15 protein-coding genes and 1 riboswitch are annotated in these 22,646 nt (G+C 59.3%); of the genes, 9 read left to right on the plus strand and 6 right to left on the minus strand.

Annotation, left to right across the window (positions count from 1 at the left end):
* Positions 1-59: 59 nt before the first annotated feature.
* The 6 genes from zwf (at position 60) to BLL52_RS01280 (ending at position 7,664) form a co-directional block, all read left to right on the plus strand.
* Complete coding sequence (zwf, locus tag BLL52_RS01255) at positions 60-1,514, plus strand: glucose-6-phosphate dehydrogenase (protein WP_075584910.1); 1,455 nt, start codon at positions 60-62, stop codon at positions 1,512-1,514.
* A gap of 15 nt (positions 1,515-1,529) precedes the next feature.
* The gene (locus BLL52_RS01260) at positions 1,530-2,378 is read left to right on the plus strand and encodes a MurR/RpiR family transcriptional regulator (RefSeq protein WP_075584911.1); all 849 of its coding nucleotides are present in this window, start codon (positions 1,530-1,532) and stop codon (positions 2,376-2,378) included.
* 764 nt (positions 2,379-3,142) lie between these two features.
* Positions 3,143-3,364 carry a hypothetical protein gene (locus tag BLL52_RS01265; protein ID WP_139313252.1) on the plus strand — a complete coding sequence of 74 codons (222 nt, stop codon included), beginning with the start codon at positions 3,143-3,145 and terminating at the stop codon, positions 3,362-3,364.
* A gap of 541 nt (positions 3,365-3,905) precedes the next feature.
* Positions 3,906-4,925: a UDP-glucose 4-epimerase GalE gene (gene galE, locus BLL52_RS01270; protein WP_075584913.1), complete on the plus strand. Its 1,020-nt coding sequence runs from the start codon at positions 3,906-3,908 to the stop codon at positions 4,923-4,925.
* Positions 4,926-4,988: 63 nt separating this feature from the next.
* Complete coding sequence (locus tag BLL52_RS01275; protein WP_198930579.1) at positions 4,989-6,080, plus strand: nucleotidyltransferase family protein; 1,092 nt, start codon at positions 4,989-4,991, stop codon at positions 6,078-6,080.
* 84 nt (positions 6,081-6,164) lie between these two features.
* Positions 6,165-7,664 carry a mannose-1-phosphate guanylyltransferase/mannose-6-phosphate isomerase gene (locus tag BLL52_RS01280; protein WP_173861788.1) on the plus strand — a complete coding sequence of 500 codons (1,500 nt, stop codon included), beginning with the start codon at positions 6,165-6,167 and terminating at the stop codon, positions 7,662-7,664.
* A 63-nt stretch (positions 7,665-7,727) separates the two neighbouring features.
* On the opposite strand, the gene metF is transcribed toward BLL52_RS01280, so the two are convergent.
* The 3 genes from metF to ahcY all read right to left on the minus strand — a co-directional run bounded on the left by metF (position 7,728) and on the right by ahcY (position 11,092).
* A complete protein-coding gene (metF, locus tag BLL52_RS01285; RefSeq protein ID WP_075584915.1) occupies positions 7,728-8,573 on the minus strand; it encodes a methylenetetrahydrofolate reductase [NAD(P)H] in 846 nt (281 codons plus the stop codon).
* Positions 8,574-8,581: 8 nt separating this feature from the next.
* A complete protein-coding gene (locus BLL52_RS01290; RefSeq protein ID WP_075584916.1) occupies positions 8,582-9,520 on the minus strand; it encodes a TlyA family RNA methyltransferase in 939 nt (312 codons plus the stop codon).
* Positions 9,521-9,640: 120 nt separating this feature from the next.
* A complete protein-coding gene (ahcY, locus tag BLL52_RS01295; protein WP_075584917.1) occupies positions 9,641-11,092 on the minus strand; it encodes an adenosylhomocysteinase in 1,452 nt (483 codons plus the stop codon).
* 78 nt (positions 11,093-11,170) lie between these two features.
* A riboswitch (S-adenosyl-L-homocysteine riboswitch) is annotated at positions 11,171-11,284 on the minus strand.
* Between the two features lie 191 nt (positions 11,285-11,475).
* On the opposite strand from ahcY, the gene BLL52_RS01300 reads away from it, so the two are divergent.
* The 3 genes from BLL52_RS01300 to glgX are packed head-to-tail and all read left to right on the plus strand — an operon-like array spanning position 11,476 to position 18,242.
* Positions 11,476-13,908: a glycogen/starch/alpha-glucan phosphorylase gene (locus BLL52_RS01300; protein ID WP_075584918.1), complete on the plus strand. Its 2,433-nt coding sequence runs from the start codon at positions 11,476-11,478 to the stop codon at positions 13,906-13,908.
* Between the two features lie 54 nt (positions 13,909-13,962).
* Positions 13,963-16,143, plus strand: coding sequence for a 1,4-alpha-glucan branching protein GlgB (gene glgB, locus BLL52_RS01305; RefSeq protein WP_075584919.1), 2,181 nt, complete (start codon positions 13,963-13,965; stop codon positions 16,141-16,143).
* Positions 16,131-18,242, plus strand: coding sequence for a glycogen debranching protein GlgX (gene glgX / locus BLL52_RS01310; protein WP_075584920.1), 2,112 nt, complete (start codon positions 16,131-16,133; stop codon positions 18,240-18,242). Before glgB ends, glgX begins: the two co-directional genes overlap by 13 nt.
* Before the next feature lie 41 nt (positions 18,243-18,283).
* Here glgX and malQ read toward each other — a convergent pair whose 3' ends face one another.
* The 3 genes from malQ to glgC all read right to left on the minus strand — a co-directional run bounded on the left by malQ (position 18,284) and on the right by glgC (position 22,609).
* On the minus strand, positions 18,284-19,807 hold the full coding sequence (gene malQ, locus BLL52_RS01315; protein WP_241838939.1) for a 4-alpha-glucanotransferase: 1,524 nt from the start codon (positions 19,805-19,807) through the stop codon (positions 18,284-18,286).
* 66 nt (positions 19,808-19,873) lie between these two features.
* Entirely contained in the window at positions 19,874-21,322 is a 1,449-nt protein-coding gene (glgA, locus tag BLL52_RS01320) for a glycogen synthase GlgA (RefSeq protein WP_075584922.1), read from the minus strand.
* Between the two features lie 15 nt (positions 21,323-21,337).
* The gene (glgC, locus tag BLL52_RS01325; RefSeq protein WP_075584923.1) at positions 21,338-22,609 is read right to left on the minus strand and encodes a glucose-1-phosphate adenylyltransferase; all 1,272 of its coding nucleotides are present in this window, start codon (positions 22,607-22,609) and stop codon (positions 21,338-21,340) included.
* Positions 22,610-22,646: the final 37 nt, after the last annotated feature.

The raw sequence follows: 22,646 nt of genomic DNA on the forward strand, positions 1-22,646 counted from the left end.
GAAAGCATGAAACCAAGTTACAGTGACAAACCATTTCACTCCCTTACCTGTTCAGTACCATGAGTTTTGACCTTGTCCTTTTTGGCGGCACCGGCGATTTGTCTTGGCGCAAGCTGATGCCCTCTTTGTTTCAGGCCTTCAAACACGGTAGTTTGCCTGCGGGTGCGCGCATCATCGGTATTGGCCGGGATGATTTGAGCGATGAACGCTACCGGGCGCTGATTGCCTCGCGCTTCGAGCATGTGGAGCTGGAAAAGCGCCCCAGCACGCAGGAATTTGACCGCTTTGCGGCATTGCTGGAATTCGTCAGCATGGACCTGTCCAAGCCCGAGCATTACGCCCACTTGAAGACCAAGCTGGCGCAACGCCAGGCAGACACGGTGGTGATGTATCTGGCCACCGCGCCGAATCTGTTTGCCACCATCGCCGAGCAACTCGGCGCTGCGGGCCTGAACACGCCACACACCCGCATCGTGCTGGAAAAGCCGCTGGGCCATGACTTGGCCAGTAACCGCGCTATCAACCAGACGGTGGGCGAGTCGTTTACCGAACAGCAGATCTACCGCATTGACCACTACCTGGGCAAACCCGCCGTGCAAAACCTGTTTGCGCTGCGTTTTGGCAATGCATTGTTTGAGCCATTGTGGCGGCGCGAACACATTGCCAACATCCAGATCACCCTGCCCGAGCAACTCGGCGTGGAAAAACGCGGTGCCTTTTACGAGACCACCGGGGCACTGCGTGACATGGTGCAAAACCACGCACTGCAGCTCTTGTGCGCCATTGGTATGGAGCCACCGATCAACGCGCACGCCAGCGCGATTCGTGATGAGAAGCTCAAAGTCTTGCGCTCACTCAAACCCTGGACGCCTGAAACGCTGGCACGCGACGTGATTCGTGGCCAATACAGCGCCGGGGCCATCAACGGCCAGGCGGTGCCGGGCTACCGGGCAGAGCCGGGCGTGAGCCCGACCAGCACGACCGAGACGTTTGTCGCCATTCGCACCGAGATCGCCAACTGGCGCTGGGCCGGGGTGCCGTTTTACATTCGCACCGGCAAACGCCTGGCCGGGTGCGACTCGCGCATTGTGGTGAACTTCCGGCCGACGCCACACGCCATTTTCAACACCCAAATTGGCATGGCCAACCAGTTGGTGATCAACCTGCAACCCAAGGACGGACTGGAGCTGCACTTGTTGGCACAAGCGCAGGACAAGCGGCAAAACTCGAACAATCTGGCGCCCGTGCAACTGGACCTGGACTTTGACAAACGTTTTGGCACCGAGCGCGTGGGTGCGTATGAGCGACTGCTGCTTGATGTGATCGACGGGCGGCTGAACCTGTTTGTGCGCAGTGATGAGCAAGAGGAAGCCTGGCGCTGGGTCGAGCCCATCTTGAACCACTGGCGCAGCGATACCCAAGGGCCGCGCCTTTACGCCAGCGGCACCTGGGGGCCGAGCGCTACCAGCACCATGATCGCCCGGGATCACTTTTGCTGGAATGAAGAATGCTGAGGCTGGAGCACCTTCGTGCTTGACCGTATCCGCGCCTGCCTGCCATCGCTGGCCCCAGCCGAGCAGCGTGTGGCCGAGTTGGTGCTGGCAGACCCACGCAGCTTTGCGCTGCTGCCGGTGAGCGCGCTGGCCGACCGCGCCCATGTGAGCAAACCCACGGTGGTGCGCTTTTGCCGCAGCGTGGGTTATGACGGGCTGGCTGACTTCAAACTCAAGCTGGCTGGCAATGTGAGCGAGGGCGTGCCCTTCATCCACCGCAGCGTGAATGTGGATGACAAGACCAGCGACATCATGGTCAAGGTCATCGACAACACCGTGGCGGCGTTTCTGAAATACCGCAACGAGGCCTCGGCCAGTGCCATTGACAAAGCCGTGACAGCGTTGACAGCGGCCTACCATGCCGGGCGACGCATCGAGTTTTTTGGCGTGGGCAACTCCGGCATCGTGGCGCGGGACGCGCAACACAAGTTCTTCAGGCTGGGCATCAACGGTGTGGCCTACAGCGACGGCCATATGCAGGTGATGAGTGCCTCCCTCATGCAACCCGGCGACTGCGTCATCGTCATCAGCAACTCGGGCCGCACCCGCGACTTGATGGACTCGTGCGACATTGCCCGCAAAAACGGCGCCACCACCATCGTCATCACCGCCAGCGGCTCACCGCTGGCTGCGGCTGGCGACATTCACCTCGCCGCTGACCACCCGCAAGGCTACGAGCACTACAGCCCGATGGTGTCGCGCCTGCTGCACCTGATGATCATCGACATACTGGCCACCGCGCTGGCACTGCGCATCGGCAGCGACAAGCTCCAGCCGCTGCTGCGCGAGATGAAGGCCAACCTGCGCAACAAGCGCTATGCCTGATCTTATAAGCCAAATTGGCCTCTAGCCCTTGCTGGTAAAGCGCGGGTAGCTCTATTAACTATAGCGTTTGAGGTTTAGCTAGCGGCATTTCTTGTGCCGCCAAGCTGGCGTACTGGGCAGCGCCCACCAAGCACGCAGCCACATTTCCCGCCAATTCAAGTCTGACACCTTTTGTCCCCTAGGTTATTCAAAGTGCAACTCTTTTACTTTGCGCACGGCCGCAAACGCTTACGCAATAAGAACTTGCCTATTTTCCCGACACTGGCAAAGTTTTATTGACACTTTGTCGACGCGTTTGTGACCCATCTATTTTCTTCTGCGAGAAGAGGAGTCGGTAATGTGGGTCAACACACCGACGCATCGCCTATCCGAATGCAGACTGCAGCTGTCGCTTTCGAAATTGTTCAGCCGTTCAACCCTCGATTTGGGGAGCGCGACTTCTCTGCCGCAGGAACTTTCCAGCTTTTGGACTCTTGTGCTCATCAAAACATCCAAGGAGATGCCCATGAATCGATTTCCACCCCATCCGCATCGCCGTGGCAAACCCGAGCAGCGCGGCGGGTTGCCCGATTTCTAGCAGCGACGCCGTCAGACCCCGCTTGACGACCGACCTGCTCCGTAAAGGCAGCGTTTGGCATGTAGGCGCCGGCCAACATCGCTACGACCAAATGACCGATAGGCCCCAGCGCAGGTCCGGTCGACGACGACTGCGAACCCGCCCGAATTGGAATCATCCACAACCCACTGATTGAAGGAGCTTCACCATGCAAACAGATTCTTACCTTATCCCCGCCCTTTTCATGTTCACTTTCATAGCGGCCATTGCGGCGGCCATCTACCAGTACTTCAAGGCCAAAAAGGCTAAAACTAAGCACATCCAGTCCGCGCAAGCCAAGGCACTTGGCGAGCGGCCAGGTGAGCGGCACGGCGGCATTTTCACGGCGCATGCGGCCAAGGTCGAAGAAGAGAAAACAAAGCATCCGTAGCGCAAGGCGGCTGGGCGGCAGGCCCCTTGCCGAGATCTGGGGTCCGCTGGTCTGATCTTGACGCCAGCTACATCAAATGCATGAGGCGTACGCAATACCACTTGAACCACCGCCCTTGGTTGCGTTGCAAGAATATCAGGTGATAAAAGACCCGCTGGACACGCCTTTATGCAACATGCGGCGCACCCGATCTCATAAAGAAAATCAGCTTCCAGCCCTTATTTTTAGAGCGCGAGAAGCTCTCTTAACTATAGCAAAAGCAGCGTTGCTCGCGGCAACCTTGATCGGCGCACAGGCCGATCAACCTGCTCGAGTTGTTAGGGTGTTCAGCTTTTCCAACCAGAGTTCAGGATGGGCGTGAAAGCTTGCGTCGAAACGCGGTAATTTCAGTAAGACAAGCTGCAATGTACGCAAACGCACGCCCACCCACCGAAAAACAGAGCATCATTTCAAAGTTGTCTGATCTGCTTAAGCAAGCGTTTTTCGGCTCCAGACAATCCGTCTAAACTCAAGCTGTCCCTTCATTTTTGCGATACCTACCATGATTTTTATCACCGGCGGAGCAGGCTACATCGGATCACACACCTGCGTTGAACTGCTCAGCGCAGGCGAACAAGTGACGGTGTTTGACAATTTCAGCAACAGCCAGCCCGAGGCATTAAAACGCGTCGAGCGCATCACGGGCAAGACCGTTCACTTTGTTGAAGGCGACATTCGCGACCAGGCGGCGCTGCAGGCGGCCTTGCAAGCCAGTGGCGCCAAAGCGGTAATCCATTTCGCCGGGCTCAAGGCGGTGGGTGAGTCGGTGGCACAACCGCTGCGTTATTACGACAACAATGTGTTGGGCACTTTGAAGCTGCTGCAAGCGATGCAGGCCTGTGAGGTGAAAACGCTGGTGTTCAGTTCCTCGGCCACTGTTTACGGCGACCCGCAGCGCCTGCCGCTGACCGAAGACCACCCCTTGTCCGCCACCAACCCGTATGGCCAGACCAAGCTGGTCATTGAGAACATGCTGCGCGACTTGTTAGCTAGCGACCCCAGCTGGCGCATTGGCATCCTGCGCTACTTCAACCCGGTCGGTGCCCACACCAGCGGCCTGATCGGTGAAGACCCGCAGGGCATTCCGAACAACCTGATGCCGTTTGTGGCGCAGGTGGCAGTGGGCCAGCGCGAGTCGCTCAACGTCTGGGGCAATGACTACGCCACGCCGGACGGCACTGGCGTGCGTGACTACATCCACGTCGTCGACTTGGCCCTAGGCCACTTGGCCGCACTCAAAAAAATGCAGGCTGACGATGCACAGAGCTTTGCCGTCAACTTGGGCACCGGCGTCGGTTACAGCGTGCTGGACATGGTGCGTGCGTTTGAGGCGGCCAGCGGCCAGCCGGTGCCCTACCAGATCTCACAGCGCCGCGCGGGCGATGTTGCCGCCTGCTACGCCGACCCGGCCTATGCCAGCAGCCTGCTGGGCTGGCAGGCCCAGCGCGATTTGCAGACCATGTGTGTCGACGCCTGGCGCTGGCAACGCGGCAACCCGCAGGGCTATGGCAGCGCCAGCTAAATCAATTTTTATCGGGAGTTTTCAACATGACAAGATGCAGAGGTATTCACCATGGCTAAAGGCATGATTCTGGCCGCCGGGCAAGGTACCCGCGTGCGGCCACTGACCAAAGACTTGCCCAAGCCGATGATTCCGATCCTGGGCAAACCGGTGATGGAGTACCTGATCGAGCACCTGGCCCGCTACGGCATCACGGAAATCATGGTCAACGTGGCATTTAACCACCACAAGATCGAACAGTATTTTGGCGACGGTCACCGCTGGGGCGTGCAGATCGGGTACGCCTATGAAGGAGTGCGCGAGCAAGGCGAAGTCGTGCCCAAGCCGTTTGGCTCAGCCGGTGGCATGCGGCGTATCCAGGACTTCAGCGGTTTTTTTGACGAAACCACCCTGGTGCTGTGCGGTGACGCCATCATCGACCTGGACATTGGCGCGGCCCTTCACGAGCACAAGGCCAAGGGCGCGATTGCCAGCGTGGTCACGCTGGACGTGCCCCTGAACGAAGTGGAAAACTACGGCGTGGTGGTGGCCGATGACAATGGCCAGATCCTGTCTTTTCAGGAGAAGCCCAAGCCTGCCTGCGCCAAGTCAACCGCCGCCAGCACCGGCATCTACCTCTTCGAGCCCGCGGTGCTGGACCTGGTTCCCCCAGGCGAGGTTTACGACATCGGCTCACAACTGTTCCCGCAGTTGGTTGAGAGTAAGGCACCGTTCTTTGCACAAAAGCGCTTTTTCAACTGGATCGACATTGGCCGCGTCAGCGACTATTGGGCGGTGACGCAGCGGGTGCTGCGTGGCGAGGTGGCGCAGATGAACATGCCCGGGCGCGAAATCAAACCAGGCATCTGGGTGGGGTTGAACGTGCAGATTCCGTGGGATGAGGTGACCATTGAGGGGCCGGTCTACATCGGCTCCAGCGTGCGCGTGGAGCCGGGCGCCCGCATCATCGGCCCAAGCTGGATTGGGCACGGCTGCCACATCCGCTCTGGCGCCAAGGTGGTGCGCAGCATTTTGTTTGAGTACACCCGCATTGCCGCTGACATGCAGTTCAAGGAAATGATTGTCTCGCCCACCTACTGTGTGGACCAGTCCGGCGAAACGCTGTACCGCGGCGACGAAACTGCGCAGCTGCGCTGGGGCGATTCACGCGCCTGATGTACCTATGCGCGTGTGGCCGTCGCACTGCGCCCGCAGGCCACGCCAATGTCTCCTATTGATCTTCGCTTTGAACCCACCACCATGAACGCAACCATTCTTGTCCAGCCTGTTGTTTTGTCCGGTGGCTCCGGCACCCGGCTGTGGCCGCTGTCGCGTGAGAAATACCCCAAGCAGTTGCTCAGCCTCGTCGGCGAAGACTCGCTCTTGCAGGCCACCCTACGCCGCGTCGTCGGCACCCCCGGCGTGACGCTGGCGCAGCCCATGGTGGTGTGCAACGAAGAGTACCGCTTCGTGATTGCCGAACAGCTGCGCCTGCTCGGTGAAAGCGCAACGGTTGTGCTTGAGCCTTGTGGACGAAATACGGCTCCAGCCCTTACGCTGGCTGCGCTGGCAGCTATTAAAGGGGCAGCAGACCCGGTGCTGCTGGTGATGCCTGCAGACCATGTCATTACCGACGTGGCCGCGTTCCAGCAGGTTGTGAGTCAAGGCGCAACGCTGGCTGCTGCGGGTGCGGTGGTGACCTTTGGCATCACGCCGGACGCACCAGAGACCGGCTATGGCTACATCCAGACCGGCGCGCTTTTTGGCGGCGCGGATGACAACGCTGACGCCTGCGGTGCAAACGCGCGCACGATTGCCCGCTTTGTGGAAAAGCCCGATCTCGCAACCGCCCAAAGCTACCTGATTGCCGGCAACTACCTGTGGAACAGCGGGCTGTTCATGATGCGCGCATCAAGCTGGCTGGCAGCCCTGGGCCACTGCCGTGCCGACATTCTGGTTGCCTGTCAAAACGCCTGGAAGATCGGCCAGACCGACGGCGAGTTTGTGCGCGTGGGCAAAGAGCTGTTTGCCGCCTGCCCGAGCGACTCGATCGACTACGCGGTGATGGAGCGCTTGGCCGCCCAGACACCCGCTAAGGCCAATGCCGACACCGCTGCCCTGCCGCCCGGTGTGGTGATTGCGCTGCAAGCGGGTTGGTCCGACGTGGGCGCTTGGGACGCGTTGTGGCAAGTGCTGCCCAAAGACATGCACGGCAACGTCCTTCAGGGCGACGTGCTGCTGCAGGACTGCAGCAACACGCTGGCCATTTCCGAAGGCCGCCTGGTGGCCTGTGTCGGCGTGAGCGACTTGGTGGTAGTGGAGACTGCCGATGCGATTCTGGTGTCACACAAAGACAAAACGCAGGACGTGAAAAAGATTGTGGACCGGCTCAAAAGCCAGCAGCGCGTCGAGAGCAGCGTCCATCGCAAGGTGTATCGGCCCTGGGGCTCTTACGACGGCGTGGACGCGGGCGAGCGTTTTCAGGTCAAACGCATTGTGGTCAAGCCCGGTGGCGTTTTGAGCCTGCAAATGCACCACCACCGCGCCGAGCACTGGATTGTGGTCAGCGGCACAGCCCGCGTCACCCGGGGTGATGAGGTTTTTTTGCTGTCAGAGAACCAGTCCACCTTCATCCCGTTGGGCACCACGCACCGGCTGGAAAACCCGGGGCGGGTGCCACTGGAGATGATCGAGGTGCAGTCGGGTTCGTACCTGGGTGAGGACGACATCGTGCGACTTGAGGATGTCTACGGGCGCTGAACCCTTTTTATATAGGTTTTATGGCTCCAGCCCTTATACACAAAGCGCTGGTAGCTATCAATATCATTTCTGCAAACCGAGTCGACTGCAAATCTCCAGCGTAGCCGTATTCTGGTTCATGCTGTAAAAGTGCAGCCCAGGCGCACCACCGGCGCGGAGTTGTTCGCACAAGTCCGTCACCACATCCAGCCCGAACGCTTTGATGGACGCGGTGTCGTCGCCAAACGCTTGCAGCCGCAAGCGGATCCAGCGCGGGATTTCTGCGCCGCAGGCATCACTGAAGCGCATCAGCTGGGTGGAGCTGGTGATGGGCATGATGCCGGGCACCACCGGAATCTGCACCCCCAGCGCATCGGCATCTTCGACAAACCTGAAATAGGCATCCGAGTTATAGAAATACTGCGTAATAGCAGAGTCTGCGCCAGCACGCGCCTTGGTGGCAAAAGCCTTCAGGTCGCTCTCGGCGGATTTGGCTTGCGGATGGATTTCTGGGTAGGCGGCCACCTCGATGTGGAAATCATTACCAGTCTCGGTGCGAATGAAAGTCACCAGATCACTGGCGTACTGAAATTCGCCGCCCGCACCGTAACCGCTGGGCAAATCACCGCGCAACGCCACCAAGCGTTTGACGCCTATGGCTTGGAGCAGGGCGAGCTGCCCACGCACCCCCTCGCGTGTCGCGCCAACGCACGACAAGTGCGACGCAGCCGCCACGCCCTCGGCCAGAATCTCGCGCACGGTGTTGAACGTGCCCTCTTGGGTGGAGCCACCGGCGCCAAAGGTCACCGAACAGAATTCGGGCTTGAGCGCGTATAAGGCCTGGCGCACCACGCGCAGCTTCTCCACCCCCTCAGGGGTTTTGGGAGGAAAAAACTCAATGCTGACGGGAATAACAGAAGAAGCGGTCATGGCACGCCTTAACAATCAACAGCACCCGGCTGGCGGGCGCAGATAAAAAACTCACGGTTGCCATCGCCACCGGAAATCGGTGAATCAAACCAATGCGTCACCGTCAAACCCAGCTCAGCACAGGTGTTGCGCAGGCGCTGCTCCACCAGAAGGTACATGGAAGCGTCTTTGACAATGCCACCCTTGCCCACCTGGCCTGGCTGCAGTTCAAACTGCGGTTTGACCAAGGTGAGCAGCGTGCCACCGGCTTTAAGCAGCGGCACCACGGCGGGCAACACCAGCGTTTGCGAGATGAAAGACAGATCGGCCACGATCAGGTCAAATTCGGGAACAAACGCACCGTCTAAGGACACTCGGCTAGCTGAAGCGGCCTCGACATCGTCAACCTCAAATGCTTCATGCCGGGCGTCTTCCAACGGCTCAGCCTGATCCTGCTCAGCCGCATTGAACTCGCCGGATTCGTCATCTTCAAGGTCAAATTGGCCCTCATCCCCTATGCTGTCTGCGTAGGCAGCTATCAAATCAGAAGCATCCAGCGCGCGCGCATTGAGCCCTTCCACGCACAGCACGCGTGGGTCGGCGCGCAGTTGGGGGTGCAGTTGGGCGCTGCCTACATCCACCCCCACCACCATGGTCGCGCCTAGCTGCAGCAGGCAATCGGTGAAACCACCGGTGCTTTGTCCGATATCCAGACACTGCAGACCGTCTACCGACAGGCCAACGTGTTTGAGCGCGGCTTCCAGCTTCAAGCCGCCACGTGACACGTAACGCGTCTCGGAGTCGTCGAGCAGTTTGATCTCGGCATCGGGCGGCACGTCGTCACCGTTTTTTGCGACCTGGCGCCACACGTCACCCTGCAGCCATTGGACGCCGCCCGCTCTCAGGCGCTGCGCCTGAGAGCGGGTGCTGGCCAGGCCACGCTGTACCAGCAATTGGTCAATTCGCATAAATATCCAAGTTTTGCACCGCAGGCCCAACCCGCGTCAGGAACACCGCTGCGCTGGCGTTGCCGGGCGGCTGGTGTCGTCTGATTGAGGGAGGGGCGCCGCAGGCGCTTCGGGGGTGGTTCAATACCTGTAGGCTTCAGCCTTGTACGGGCCGGCCTTGCTGACGCCAATGTAGGCAGCTTGTTCGTCGGTTAGTTCACTCAGCATTGCGCCGACCTTCATCAGGTGCAGGCGCGCCACTTTTTCGTCCAAGTGCTTAGGCAGCACATACACCTGGCCTGACTGGTAGGCGTCGGGCTTGGTGAACAGTTCGATCTGCGCCAACGTCTGGTTGGCAAAGCTCGAGCTCATCACAAAACTCGGGTGGCCAGTGCCACAACCCAGGTTCACTAAGCGGCCCTTCGCCAGCAGAATGATGCGCTTGGACGGCTTCTCGCCCTTGGCCGGGAAGATCACATGGTCCACCTGCGGCTTGATCTCGTCCCACTCGCATTTTTCCAGCGATGCCACGTCGATCTCGTTGTCAAAGTGACCGATGTTGCAGACGATGGCCTGGTCTTTCATCGCGTCCATGTGCTCGTAGGTGATGACATTTTTGTTACCGGTCGCGCTGACAAAAATGTCGCATTTGTCGGCGGCGTATTCCATCGTCACCACTTTGTAGCCTTCCATGGCGGCTTGTAGGGCGTTGATCGGGTCAATCTCTGTCACCCACACCTGAGCCGACAAGGCGCGCAAAGCTTGGGCGGAACCCTTGCCCACATCACCGTAACCAGCCACACAAGCGACCTTGCCGGCAATCATCACATCGGTGGCGCGCTTGATGGCGTCGACCAAAGATTCGCGGCAACCATACAGGTTGTCAAACTTGCTCTTGGTCACTGAATCGTTGACGTTGATGGCACGAATGGCCAGCGTGCCCTTGGCTGACATCTCGATCAGGCGGTGCACACCGGTGGTGGTTTCCTCGGTCACGCCAATGATGTTTTGCAGGCGGCGGCTGTACCAGGTGGCGTCTTCTACAAGCTTGGCTTTGATCGCAGCGTACAGGCAAACTTCTTCTTCGCTGGTGGGGTTGTCCAACAAGTTGGCGTCTTTTTCGGCGCGGGTGCCCAAGTGCATCAGCAAAGTGGCATCACCACCGTCGTCCAGAATCATGTTCGGGCCTTCATCAGCCGCGCCTTTTTCGCCACCGAACTCAAAAATGCGGTGGGTGTAGTCCCAGTAGTCGGTGAGCGACTCGCCTTTGTAGGCAAACACCGGCGTGCCTTGCGCCACCAGAGCCGCTGCGGCATGGTCTTGGGTGGAATAAATGTTGCACGAGGCCCAGCGCACTTGGGCGCCCAGGGCTTGCAGGGTTTCAACCAGCACCGCGGTCTGGATCGTCATGTGCAAAGAGCCAGTAATGCGGGCACCTTTGAGCGGCTGGTCTTTGGCGAACTCTTCGCGAATGGCCATCAGGCCGGGCATTTCGGTCTCGGCAATATTGAGTTCCTTGCGGCCCCAAGCGGCCAGGCCGATGTCGGCAATGATGTAATCTTGTTTAACTGCTGCGGGTTCGATAGCGCTCATGGTTCACTCCAAAAAGTAAAGAGGACAACCACGGCCACCTAGCGGGAATCGGGGGGGGAAGACTCACCGCACAGCGACCGTGGGTGAGCGCCGTTGTGAAACGCTGCGTCAAAAGGAACAACAGCGGGGTCCGAGCCTCACTCAGCACGATGCATGGGGCCATCAGTGTGAGCTGCAACGCTCCTCGGAAGTGGCAGATTATAGAGAAGCAGTATGACGGCTGCGCCAACCTGCCGACTTGACCCGGATCACTCAGCACTCAAATACGGGTCAATAACGTGCTTTGTTGCTGAGGGGTCACTTTTGCGCACGTTTTGGCAAACCAAGCGTGCAAAATACATCCCCCAAAGATTCACCATGTGAGCCCACTCAAAGGAACCCTCTTGAGCAACAACATCAAAGCCCAGCCATCAGACATTGGCAAAGACATTAATGCCCACTTGCTGCACACGGTTGGCGCTGATCCAGCGCACGCCTCGCGCAGCGACATGATGCTCGCCGTGGCCCAAGTGGCGCGCGCGCAGTTGTCCGAGCGCTGGGTGCATACCCAGCGGGAGGAAGCCCGCCACAAGGCGCGACGCGTGGTTTACTTGTCCATGGAGTTCCTGATGGGGCGCACTATGTCCAATGCCCTGGCTGCTCTGAACCTCACCGAGGGCGCCGCCGCCGGTGCCCTGCAACACGCTCAGAACCTTGAAGACCTCACCAACTGCGAACCTGACGCAGCGCTGGGCAACGGCGGTCTGGGTCGGCTGGCAGCGTGTTTTCTTGACTCCATGGCCACGCTGGGTCTGCCCTCGTTTGGTTACGGCATCCGCTACGAATACGGCATGTTCGCGCAGGACATCCAGAACGGCTGCCAGGTGGAATACCCTGACTCGTGGCTGAAAGACGGCACGCCCTGGGAGTTCCCCCGCGCCGAGCTCACCTACCCGGTACGCTTTGGTGGCTGGGTGGCCCACGAAGATGGCAAAGTCATCTGGAAGCATGCTGGTGAAGTAGCCGCCAAGGCATACGACATGGTGGTGCCCGGCCACGGCACGCACAAAGTCAGCACTTTGCGCCTGTGGAAAGCCGTGGCCCCGGATCACATCGATCTGGGTGCTTTCAACACGGGCGACTATGCACGCGCGGCCAGCGCCAAGAATGAATACGAAAATATTTCGTGGGTGCTCTACCCCAACGACAGCACACTCGCGGGACGCGAGTTGCGCCTGAAGCAGGAATATTTCTTCGTTGCGGCCTCCATGCAGGACCTGATCAAGCGGCACCTGCATGAGCATCACACGCTGGACAATCTGGCCGAGCATGTCGCCATTCACCTCAACGACACGCATCCTGCCATCGGGGTGGCGGAGTTGATGCGTATCCTGTGTGACGAGCACTCTATGCATTGGGATCGCGCCTGGGCGCTATGCGGCTCGACGTTCTCCTACACCAATCACACGTTGATGCCTGAAGCGCTGGAATCCTGGCCGGTGTCATTGGTTCAGCATGTGTTGCCGCGTCATCTGGAAATCATCTTCCGGATCAACAAGGAATTTCTTGACCAGGCGGCACGCCTTTGCCCGGGTGACCATGACTTCCTCAAACGCCTGTCACTGATTGACGAAACCGGTGAGCGGCGCGTGCGCATGGCCCACCTGTGCGTGGTCGGCAGCCACCGGATCAACGGTGTGTCGGCGTTGCATTCCGATCTGCTGGTGCACACCATTTTTGCGGACTTTGCAAAACTGTGGCCACACCGTTTTACCAACATGACCAACGGCGTCACGCCCCGGCGCTGGCTGGCGCAGTCCAACCCAGGTCTGTCCCGACTGCTGGATGTCAGTCTGGGCCCAGACTGGCGGCTTGATCTGGACCAGTTAAAACGCTTGAAAGAGCACCAGGGCGATGCCGCTTTCAGGGCGCAGTTCAGGGCCATCAAACGTGAGAACAAGGTGCGCCTGGCTAAACTCATTCAACAAACCACCGGCGTGGTGGTCAGCCCTGACAGCCTGTTTGACGTGCAGGTCAAACGCATTCACGAGTACAAACGTCAACTGCTCAATCTGCTGCATGTGGTCACCCGTTACAAGGCGATCCTGGCCGACCCGCAAGCAGCCTGGGTGCCGCGCACCGTGATCTTTGCAGGCAAGGCGGCGTCGAGCTACGTTTCAGCCAAATCCATCATTCGTCTGATCCACGATGTGGGCCTGACCATCAACAACGACCCGCGCATCGGCGACAAGCTAAAACTGGTATTTATCCCCAATTACGGCGTGTCGCTGGCTGAAATCATCATGCCGGGTGCTGATCTGTCAGAGCAGATTTCAACCGCCGGCACCGAGGCATCTGGCACCGGCAACATGAAGCTGGCGCTCAACGGAGCTCTCACCATTGGCACCGACGACGGCGCCAACATCGAAATCAGGCAGCAAGTTGGTGATGAGAATATTTTCATTTTCGGTCTGAACACTGCCGAAGTGCGCCACCTGCGGATTACCGGCTACCAGCCACTGAACCACTACGAAAACAATCCAACGCTAAAGGCAGTGCTGGATGCCATTGGTGAAGGCGAGTTTTCACCCGATGAGCCGGGCAGGTACAGCGCCCTGGTCAACTCGCTGGTCTGGGGTGGCGACCATTACCTGCTGCTGGCTGACTATGCCTCCTATGTCGCCACGCAGGCGCAGGTTGACGATTTGTACCGCCAGCCCGACCAGTGGTCCCAGCGGGCTATCGCCAACGTTGCGGGCATGGGTGTTTTCTCGTCAGACCGCACGATTGGGGAGTATGCTCGCCAGATCTGGCACGTTGGACCAGCGGCTTATTGATAAAAACTGACAACACAGCTTGCCGAGCGCTGTCCTGCCTCACGAAAGACTTTTATGTTGCCACCGCAAGATATCGACCGGATCTGTCGAGCCAATCACAACGACCCTTTCGGTGTCTTGGGGCCACACACAATCAAGGGCAACCAGACCTCCGTGCGCTGCTTTTTGCCCACCGCACAAACCGTCACCGTGGTCAGCCCCGATGGTCAGGTGCTCGGCGAGCTTGTTCAGCAGCACCCCGACGGCTTTTTTGAAGGCGTCGTCAGCGCCAAGCGTGACGCCCCTTACCAGCTTCGGGTGGTGTGGGCCAGCGGCTTCACCCATCTGCTAGAGGACCCTTATCGCTTCCCGTTGGTGCTGGGCGAGATGGATGTCTGGCTCTTGGGCGAAGGCACGCATCTGCGGCCGTTTGAGGTGCTAGGTGCTAGGCCTTGCACCATGCAAGGTGTCTCTGGCACCAGTTTTGCGGTCTGGGCACCCAACGCCTCCCGCGTCAGCGTGGTGGGTGACTTCAACGCCTGGGACAGTCGGCGTCATCCCATGCGCCTGCGGCGTGAGTGTGGGGTGTGGGAACTGTTCCTGCCAGGTGTGCAAGCCGGTGCGCTTTACAAGTATGAAATCCGCACGCACTGCGGCGAGGTGCTGGCCGCGCGGGCCGACCCGTATGCCCTGCAGTCCGAGCTGCGTCCGGCCACGGCCAGTGTGGTGGGCAAGCTGCCTGCCAAGATCGCGCCCGACCTGACACGCAAGCTGGCGAACGCGCTGGATGCGCCGGTTAGCATCTACGAAGTTCATCTGGGCTCCTGGCGGCGCGTGGCAGAAGAGGGCGGCCGCTGGCTGACTTGGGACGAACTGGCCGACACCCTGATCCCTTACGTCCAAGACATGGGCTTCACGCACCTGGAACTATTGCCAGTCAGCGAGCACCCGTTCGACGGCTCCTGGGGCTATCAGCCCATTGGCTTGTATGCGCCTACCTCGCGTTTTGGGGACGCTGCAGGCTTTGGCCGCCTTGTCAAGCGCTGCCACGAAGCTGGCATTGGTCTGATTCTGGATTGGGTTCCTGCGCACTTTCCCAGCGATGCCCATGGTCTTGCCAACTTTGATGGCACGCATTTGTACGAGTACGCCGATCCACGCGAAGGTTTCCACAACGACTGGAACACCCTGATCTACAACCTGGGGCGCACCGAAGTCAAAAACTTCCTTGTGGGCAATGCGCTGTATTGGCTGGAGCGCTTTGGCGTGGACGGTTTGCGGGTGGATGCGGTCGCATCTATGCTTTACCGTGACTACAGCCGCGAAGATGGCCAATGGATCCCGAACATCTACGGCGGGCGTGAAAACCTGGAGGCCATTGCCTTCTTGAAGCGGATGAATGAGGTGGTGGGCGTGCAGCGCGAGCAAGCTATCACCCTGGCCGAAGAGTCCACCGCTTACCCTGCCGTGTCACGCCCAACCTTTGCTGGCGGGCTGGGTTTTCACTACAAGTGGAACATGGGCTGGATGCATGACACCCTGGCCTACATGGCCCGCGACCCGATTTACCGCCAGCACCACCAGGGCGAGATGACCTTCAGCATGGTTTATGCGTTCAACGAGAATTTTGTCCTGCCGATTTCTCATGACGAAGTGGTGCACGGCAAAGGTTCGTTGCTCACCAGAATGCCAGGCGACGCTTGGCAAAAATTTGCCAACCTGCGCACGTTCTTAGGCTATATGTTTGGCCATCCGGGCAAAAAGTTGTTGTTCATGGGCTGTGAGTTTGCGCAAGAGCGCGAATGGAACCACGACCAGAGCCTGGACTGGCACTTGCTGGACGAACCACAGCACGCTGGCGTGCAAACGCTGGTCCGCGACCTCAACCACCTGTACCGGGCCACCCCGGCGCTGTACCAGCAGGATTTTGTGCCTGCGGGCTTTGAGTGGATTGACCATGGTGACAACCAACGCTCGCTTTTGAGCTTCATTCGCTGGTCAACCGATCAGGCCAGTTTTGTTGTGGTGTTGTGCAACTTCACCCCAAATGTCTGGACCGACTACCGACTGGGTGTGCCGCGCTCCGGGCATTATCAGGAAGCCCTCAACACCGACTGGGCGGCGTACGGCGGTAGCCGTGTCTGCGCGCTGGCGGCCGGGCAGTTGGCCGACGATACGCCCTGGCACGGCAAATTACATTCCCTGTTACTCACCGTACCGCCTTTGGCGACTGTATTCCTGAAATGGACCGCCTGAACATCGCCTCCACACAGTTGGGGCAGCCTTGGCCATTGGGTGCCCATTTCGATGGCCAAGGCATCAACTTTGCCGTTTTTTCAGCGCACGCACAGGCCATGGATCTGTGCCTTTTCGACAGTCAAGGTACTCAGGAACTGGCCCGCCTGCGCCTGCGCGGGCGCACTGGCGATGTCTGGCATGGTTACCTGCCCAACGCGCAGCCTGGGCTGGTTTACGGTCTGCGCGCCTCTGGTCCCTGGCGGCCAGACCGGGGGCATCGGTTCGACGCGTCGAAGTTGCTGCTGGACCCCTATGCCCGTGACATCGTGGGCGATTTCATATGGTGTGACGAGCATTTTGCGCCGGACCGCATGCACCCGCGTCACCTTGACACCCGGGATAACGCGCCCACGGCGCTCAAGGCGCGTGTCGTTCATGACACTTTTGATTGGAATGGTGACCGTCCTCCGTCCATTGCCCTGAGCAAAACTGTCATCTATGAGTGCCATGTCAAAGGCTTCACCAAAACTCACCCCGACATTCCGCCGGGGATCCGTGGCACCTTCGCCGGTTTGGGGCACCCCGCTGCCATCAGTCATCTAAAGACCTTGGGCATCACGGCTGTCAGTCTGCTGCCCGTGCACTACCACCTCAGTGAGCAGCGGCTGGTGGATATGGGGCTGAGCAACTACTGGGGCTACAACACCTTGGGTTTCTTCGCTCTGAACCCGCATCTGGCCAGCCAACACAGCGGCATCTCACCCCGGGAAGAATTCCGCACGATGGTGCGCGCCTTGCACGCAGCCGGATTGGAGGTCATTCTCGATGTGGTTTACAACCACACCGCTGAAGCTGACCACACCGGGCCGACGCTGAGCTTTCGCGGTCTGGACAACGCCAGTTATTACCGCCTGGTCCCCAATGATCTGAGCCATTACGAGAATTACAGTGGCTGTGGCAACACCATGGATATCCGCCAGCCCCGGGTGTTGCAATTGGTGATGGACAGTCTGCGTTACTGGGTCAATGAGATGCATGTGGACGGGTTCCGGTTTGATCTGGCTACCGTTCTCGGACGCACTGACAGCGGTTTTTCACCCCAGGCACCGTTCTTTGCTGCAGTGGCCCAAGACCCCGTTTTGTGCCGCGTCAAGATGATTGCCGAACCTTGGGACATTGGCCCCGGGGGTTACCAGGTGGGCCAGTTCCCGCGCGGCTGGCTGTGTTGGAACGACCATTTCCGCGATTGCCTGCGACGTTTCTGGGTGCAAAGTGTCGCCTCGCCGCTCGCTGTGGGCAGTGGTGGCACGCTGGGTGAGTTCGCCATGCGCTTGTGTGGCTCGTCCGACCTGTACCAGGCGCGCAGGCGTGAGCCAGCAGAGTCGGTCAACTACATCATTTCCCATGATGGATTCACCCTACTGGATCTGCTCAGTTACAACCATCGGCACAACCTGGCCAATGGTGAAAATAACCGTGACGGTCAGGGTAACAACCTCAATTTCAACTGTGGTTTTGAGGGGCCTAGCAGCGATCCCACAGTCAACCAGTTGCGCCAACTCCTGCAGCGTGCGCTGCTGGCCTGCAACTTGTTGGCCCAGGGCACGCCCATGATCTGCGCTGGCGACGAACTGGGTCATACCCAGGCGGGCAACAACAACCCCTACTGCCAGGACAATGCCAGCACTTGGATCGACTGGTCCGAAGTCGATACCGACTTGCTGGCCTTCACCGGGCATGTGATCGGTCTGCGCCACCGCTTGCAACCGTTTGCCAATCTCTGGTACAGCGGCATTGCCGACGCTGACGGCATTTACGATCTGTCATGGTGGAATGCCGACGGCAGTGTGTTGCAGGGCTCAGCCTGGCAACTGCCCCAGCGCCGTGCCCTGGGTTGTCTGATCGGCAAACCCGGTCATTCAAGTTCACCGCTGCTGTTGCTGGTCAACAATGCGCCGCACACGGAACATTTCATGGTGCCACACGGTCATTGGCAGGGTCTGCTGGACACCAGTCACCCATTGGGGCTGGCCGACTGGCAGGGCGCAAAGGGCTTTGAACTGCCGATAGCCGCACACAGTCTGCTGCTGCTGCAGCAGACTGTGACGCGCACCTGACCTGGCGTAGTGAGCGCCGGGCTGCGGCGCGAGCAGATCGCTCAGGCGTTCAGGCCCAGCCGCTCAAACCCGACGCGGGCACTGGCGGCACTAAGGTGGGCCAGGCGCTCTGACATCTGCGGCGTCACCCAGTCCCACGAAAAGCGCCAAGACCAGCAGCCCTCTGTGGTGCCCGGCACGTTCATGCGGTGTGCCGTGCCCAGTTCCAGCACGTCCTGAAACTGGCAAAGGGATAACCGGGCTACAGACATCGAAGCGGCACCCAACAGCGCCCAGGTGAAGTCTTCTTCGGTCGCATCGAGGTAACGCAACGCAAAGGCATGCTCATGCGCACTGCAGCTGGCCCACCAGCCCAGCAGCGTGTCATTGTCATGGGTGCCGGTATAGACCACGGTGTTGGGGTCGAAGTTATGTGGCAAAAAGGGATGGTGCGCATCGCCCGAAAACGCAAACTGCATCACCCGCATCCCTGGAAAACCGGTGCGCTCACGCATACGCACCACCTCGTCGGTGATGATGCCCAGATCCTCAGCAATGATGGGCAAAGGCCCAAGCGCCTCGGTCAATGCGTTAAACAGGGCATCACCCGGCCCGTTTCGCCAACGGCCTTTGACGGCAGTGGGTTCATCGGCGGGAATTTCCCAGTAGTCCACAAAACCACGGAAGTGATCAATCCGAATCACGTCAGCCAGGGCCAGTTGCCGCCTGACACGCTCTATCCACCAACGGTAACCGTCGGCATGCATCGCTTCCCATTTGTAAAGGGGGTTACCCCAGCGCTGGCCTGTTACCGAGAAGAAATCAGGCGGCACACCCGCCACCACCTGCGGCTGACCGCTAGCATCCAGCAGGTACAAATCCGGGCGCGCCCAGCAATCGGCACCGTGATGCGCCACAAAAATGGGCAAATCGCCCACCATCAAAACACCTTTGCTGTGGGCATAGGACTTTAGCGCTTGCCACTGCTGGTCAAACTGCCATTGCACAAAGCGCCAGAACGCCAACTCATCGGCGTATTGCAGGCGCGCCTGCGCCAACGCAGCTGGTTCCCGCAGTGCCAAGTCCGCGGGCCACTGCGGCCACAGACTCGGGCTAAAAACCTGATCCATTGCCATGAACAACACATAGTCTTCCAGCCAGATCTTCTGTGATGCCGCCCACTGCGCCAAATCTTGTTGGCCGGACACGCCAGCACTTGCCGCAAACCCGGCATAAGCGTCACGCAGGCGCGCCATGCGCCAAGGCATGACCTGCGGGTAATCGACCTTCAAGTCGTCAAACTGTTCCTGCAGGCTCTCAGCTGGGATCCAGCCACGTGCCACCAAAGGCTCCAGCGCCACCAACATCGGGTTTCCCGCAAACACCGAACTGCCCATGTAGGGAGAAAAGCCAGGTCCGACCGGGCTTAGGGGCAGGGTTTGCCACAGGGTTTGCCCGGCCTTGTTCAGCCAGTCCACAAAGTAATAGGCGTTGGGGCCCAGATCACCTGAACCGTGGGGGCCAGGTAGAGAGGTCGGGTGCAGCACCACGCCAGCGCGGCGCAGTTCCATCAAAGAACTAGGCATTGGGTTGTCCAAAAAAAGGGGGCCAGCCGACTTTCGGCCAGTCAGGGCCCGATAACAGACGAAAACCTAAGCGCACAAATGCTGGTACCGGGCCGCGTACTGTTGTGCGGCACTGTACCAACCAAGATCCTGTTGCATACCGCGGCCTCGCACTGCCTCCCATTCGGGTTGGCGTGCGTAAAGCGCAAAGGCACGCGCCATGGCGCGCTCCAGCGCCTGCGGATTGAAGTCGTCAAAAACAAAGCCATTGGCGCGCTCTTCAGCCATGTTTTCCAGAGAACAGTCGACCACCGTGTCCGCCAGACCACCCACGCGATGCACCAGAGGCAGGCTGCCGTACTTCAAACCGTACATTTGCGTGAGGCCACAAGGCTCAAACCGCGAGGGCACCAGGATCACATCTGCCGCGCCAAAAATGCGATGAGCATAGGCTTCGTCGTAGCCAATGCGAACCGACACCGCGTTTGGATGCTGCGCCGCCTGCGCTTTAAAGAGCGCTTCCAAATGGGCATCGCCGGTGCCCAGCAGCACCAATTGACCACCACGAGCCAATAAGGCATCCAAGGCATCCAGCACCAAGTGCAGGCCTTTCTGATCCGTCAATCGGCTGACCACACCAAACAGCGGTGCGTCTGACTTGACCGTCAAACCCAGCTCTTGCTGCAAGACCGCCTTGCAGTACGCCTTGCCAGCCATATCCTGCACTTGGTATGGACTGGGCAGATGAGGATCGGTCGCGGGATTCCAGACCGTATCGTCCACCGCATTCAAAATACCCGACAAACTGCTCGAGCGCGTGCGCAGCAAGCCGTCAAAACCGCAGCCCTGCTGTGGGGTCTGAATCTCTTTGGCGTAGGTTGGGCTCACCGTGGTGATGTGGTCGGCGTAGTACAGCCCAGCCTTCATGAAAGAAACCTGACCGTAAAACTCGACGCCGTTGACGGCAAAGGCTTCGTATGGCAAGCCCAACTCGTAAAAACAGGCGGGCGAAAACACGCCCTGATAGGCCAGGTTATGCACGGTAAAGACCGTCGCCACGCGCAGCGAAGTCAGCGGCATGAAGGTCATGTAGGCCGAAGTCAAGCCCGCATGCCAGTCGTGGCTATGCACCACCTGGGGCTGCCAATGGGCATCCAGCCCATGCGCCAGCTGTGCCGCCACCCAGCTCAACAAAGCAAAGCGACGGTGGTTGTCAGCATACGGCTGGCGCCAAGCGTCTTCGTAGGGGCTGCCCGGGCGGGCGTACAAATGCGCCAAGTCAATCACATAGGCATCTACCGCCAGCGTGCGCAGTCGGCCCTGGCGCACTTGCAAACGTTCGCCCCAGGGTGCCGTCAACTCAGCCAGCACCCACGAGTCGCTCAAGTCAGCCAGGATGGCCGGAAAACCCGGCAACACCACGCGCACATCGCAGCCCACGCTGCGCAATGCGGCGGGCAAGGCCCCAGTGATGTCTGCCAGACCGCCGGTCTTGAGCAGGGGAAATATCTCGGCACTGACTTGCAACACATTCATCTGAAAACCTTTGACTTAAAGCTTATCCAACATCTCACGGGTGACCAACACCACACCGCCTTCGGTGCGCTCAAAGCGCTCGGCGTCCAGCACCGGGTCTTCACCCACCACCAACCCCTCGGGCAAAACACACCCCCGATCAACCACCACCTTGCGCAAGCGGCAATTGCGCTGGATGGTGACATCCGGCAAGAGCACCGCCTCGTCGATATGGCAAAAAGAGTGAATCCGCACCTCGGAAAACAGCACCGAATGTCCCACATACGAGCCCGACACAATGCAGCCACCGGATATCAAGGTATTCACCGCGACACCGTTGTTTCCCAGCGTGTCGGGCACAAATTTGGCGGGCGGTAACTGGCGTTGGTAGGTCCAGATCGGCCAGTCGGTGTCATAAATGTCGAGTTCAGGCACGGTGGAAGCCAGATCCAGATTGGCAGACCAAAAGGCATCGATCGTGCCCACATCGCGCCAGTAAGGCGCCACATCTGCCACACGCGACACACAGGACAAACCAAACGGGTGCGCCAACGCCCGCCCTGCAGCCACCGCTGCCGGAATCACATTCTTGCCAAAGTCATGCTCCGAATCGGGGTTGGCCAGATCGGCTTCAAGCAGTTGGTACAGGTAGTCCGCATCGAAAACATAAATACCCATACTTGCCAGCGAGACCGCATCATTGCCCGGCATCGGCGGCGGGTCGGCGGGTTTTTCCACAAAAGCGGTGATCTGCCAATCAGCGTCGACAGCCATCACACCAAAGGCACTGGCTTCAGCACGTGGCACTTCGATGCAGCCCACGGTGCAGCCTGCGCCCTGCGCAGCGTGGTCTTTGACCATGATCGAATAGTCCATCTTGTAGACATGGTCCCCCGCCAGGATCACGATGTACTTCGGGTTGCTGGAACGAATGATGTCAATATTCTGAAAAATGGCATCGGCGGTGCCGCGGTACCAATGCTCCTCGCCGGCACGCTGCTGGGCGGGCAGCAGATCGACCATTTCATTGAGTTCAGCGCGCAGGAAGCTCCAGCCGCGCTGCATATGGCGCATCAGCGAATGCGACTTGTACTGCGTCACCACCGCCATGCGCCGGATACCAGAGTTCAGACAGTTCGACAGGGCAAAGTCGATGATGCGAAATTTGCCACCGAAGTACACCGCCGGTTTGGCGCGTGAGTCTGTCAGTTGCTTCAGCCGGGAGCCACGGCCACCCGCCAGCACCAGGGCCACCGTATGACGCACCAACTGATGCGTCTCAAGGGTTTTTTCACTTTCTTGCAACATACGATCTCCTCGCTTTCAAGGTCATGGACTACTGAGA

It is taken from the genome of Rhodoferax antarcticus ANT.BR, assembly GCF_001938565.1.
Classification (GTDB): Bacteria; Pseudomonadota; Gammaproteobacteria; order Burkholderiales; family Burkholderiaceae_C; genus Rhodoferax; species Rhodoferax antarcticus.

Bases quoted from the DNA above. Each gene is read 5' to 3' on its own strand.
- zwf (WP_075584910.1), top strand. From the start codon at position 60: ATGAGTTTTGACCTTGTCCTTTTTGGCGGCACCGGCGATTTGTCTTGG.
- BLL52_RS01265 (WP_139313252.1), top strand. From the start codon at position 3,143: ATGCAAACAGATTCTTACCTTATCCCCGCCCTTTTCATGTTCACTTTC.
- galE (WP_075584913.1), top strand. From the start codon at position 3,906: ATGATTTTTATCACCGGCGGAGCAGGCTACATCGGATCACACACCTGC.
- BLL52_RS01275 (WP_198930579.1), top strand. From the start codon at position 4,989: ATGATTCTGGCCGCCGGGCAAGGTACCCGCGTGCGGCCACTGACCAAA.
- BLL52_RS01280 (WP_173861788.1), top strand. From the start codon at position 6,165: ATGAACGCAACCATTCTTGTCCAGCCTGTTGTTTTGTCCGGTGGCTCC.
- metF (WP_075584915.1), bottom strand. From the start codon at position 8,573: ATGACCGCTTCTTCTGTTATTCCCGTCAGCATTGAGTTTTTTCCTCCC.
- BLL52_RS01290 (WP_075584916.1), bottom strand. From the start codon at position 9,520: ATGCGAATTGACCAATTGCTGGTACAGCGTGGCCTGGCCAGCACCCGC.
- ahcY (WP_075584917.1), bottom strand. From the start codon at position 11,092: ATGAGCGCTATCGAACCCGCAGCAGTTAAACAAGATTACATCATTGCC.
- glgB (WP_075584919.1), top strand. From the start codon at position 13,963: ATGTTGCCACCGCAAGATATCGACCGGATCTGTCGAGCCAATCACAAC.
- glgX (WP_075584920.1), top strand. From the start codon at position 16,131: ATGGACCGCCTGAACATCGCCTCCACACAGTTGGGGCAGCCTTGGCCA.
- malQ (WP_241838939.1), bottom strand. From the start codon at position 19,807: ATGCCTAGTTCTTTGATGGAACTGCGCCGCGCTGGCGTGGTGCTGCAC.
- glgA (WP_075584922.1), bottom strand. From the start codon at position 21,322: ATGAATGTGTTGCAAGTCAGTGCCGAGATATTTCCCCTGCTCAAGACC.
- glgC (WP_075584923.1), bottom strand. From the start codon at position 22,609: ATGTTGCAAGAAAGTGAAAAAACCCTTGAGACGCATCAGTTGGTGCGT.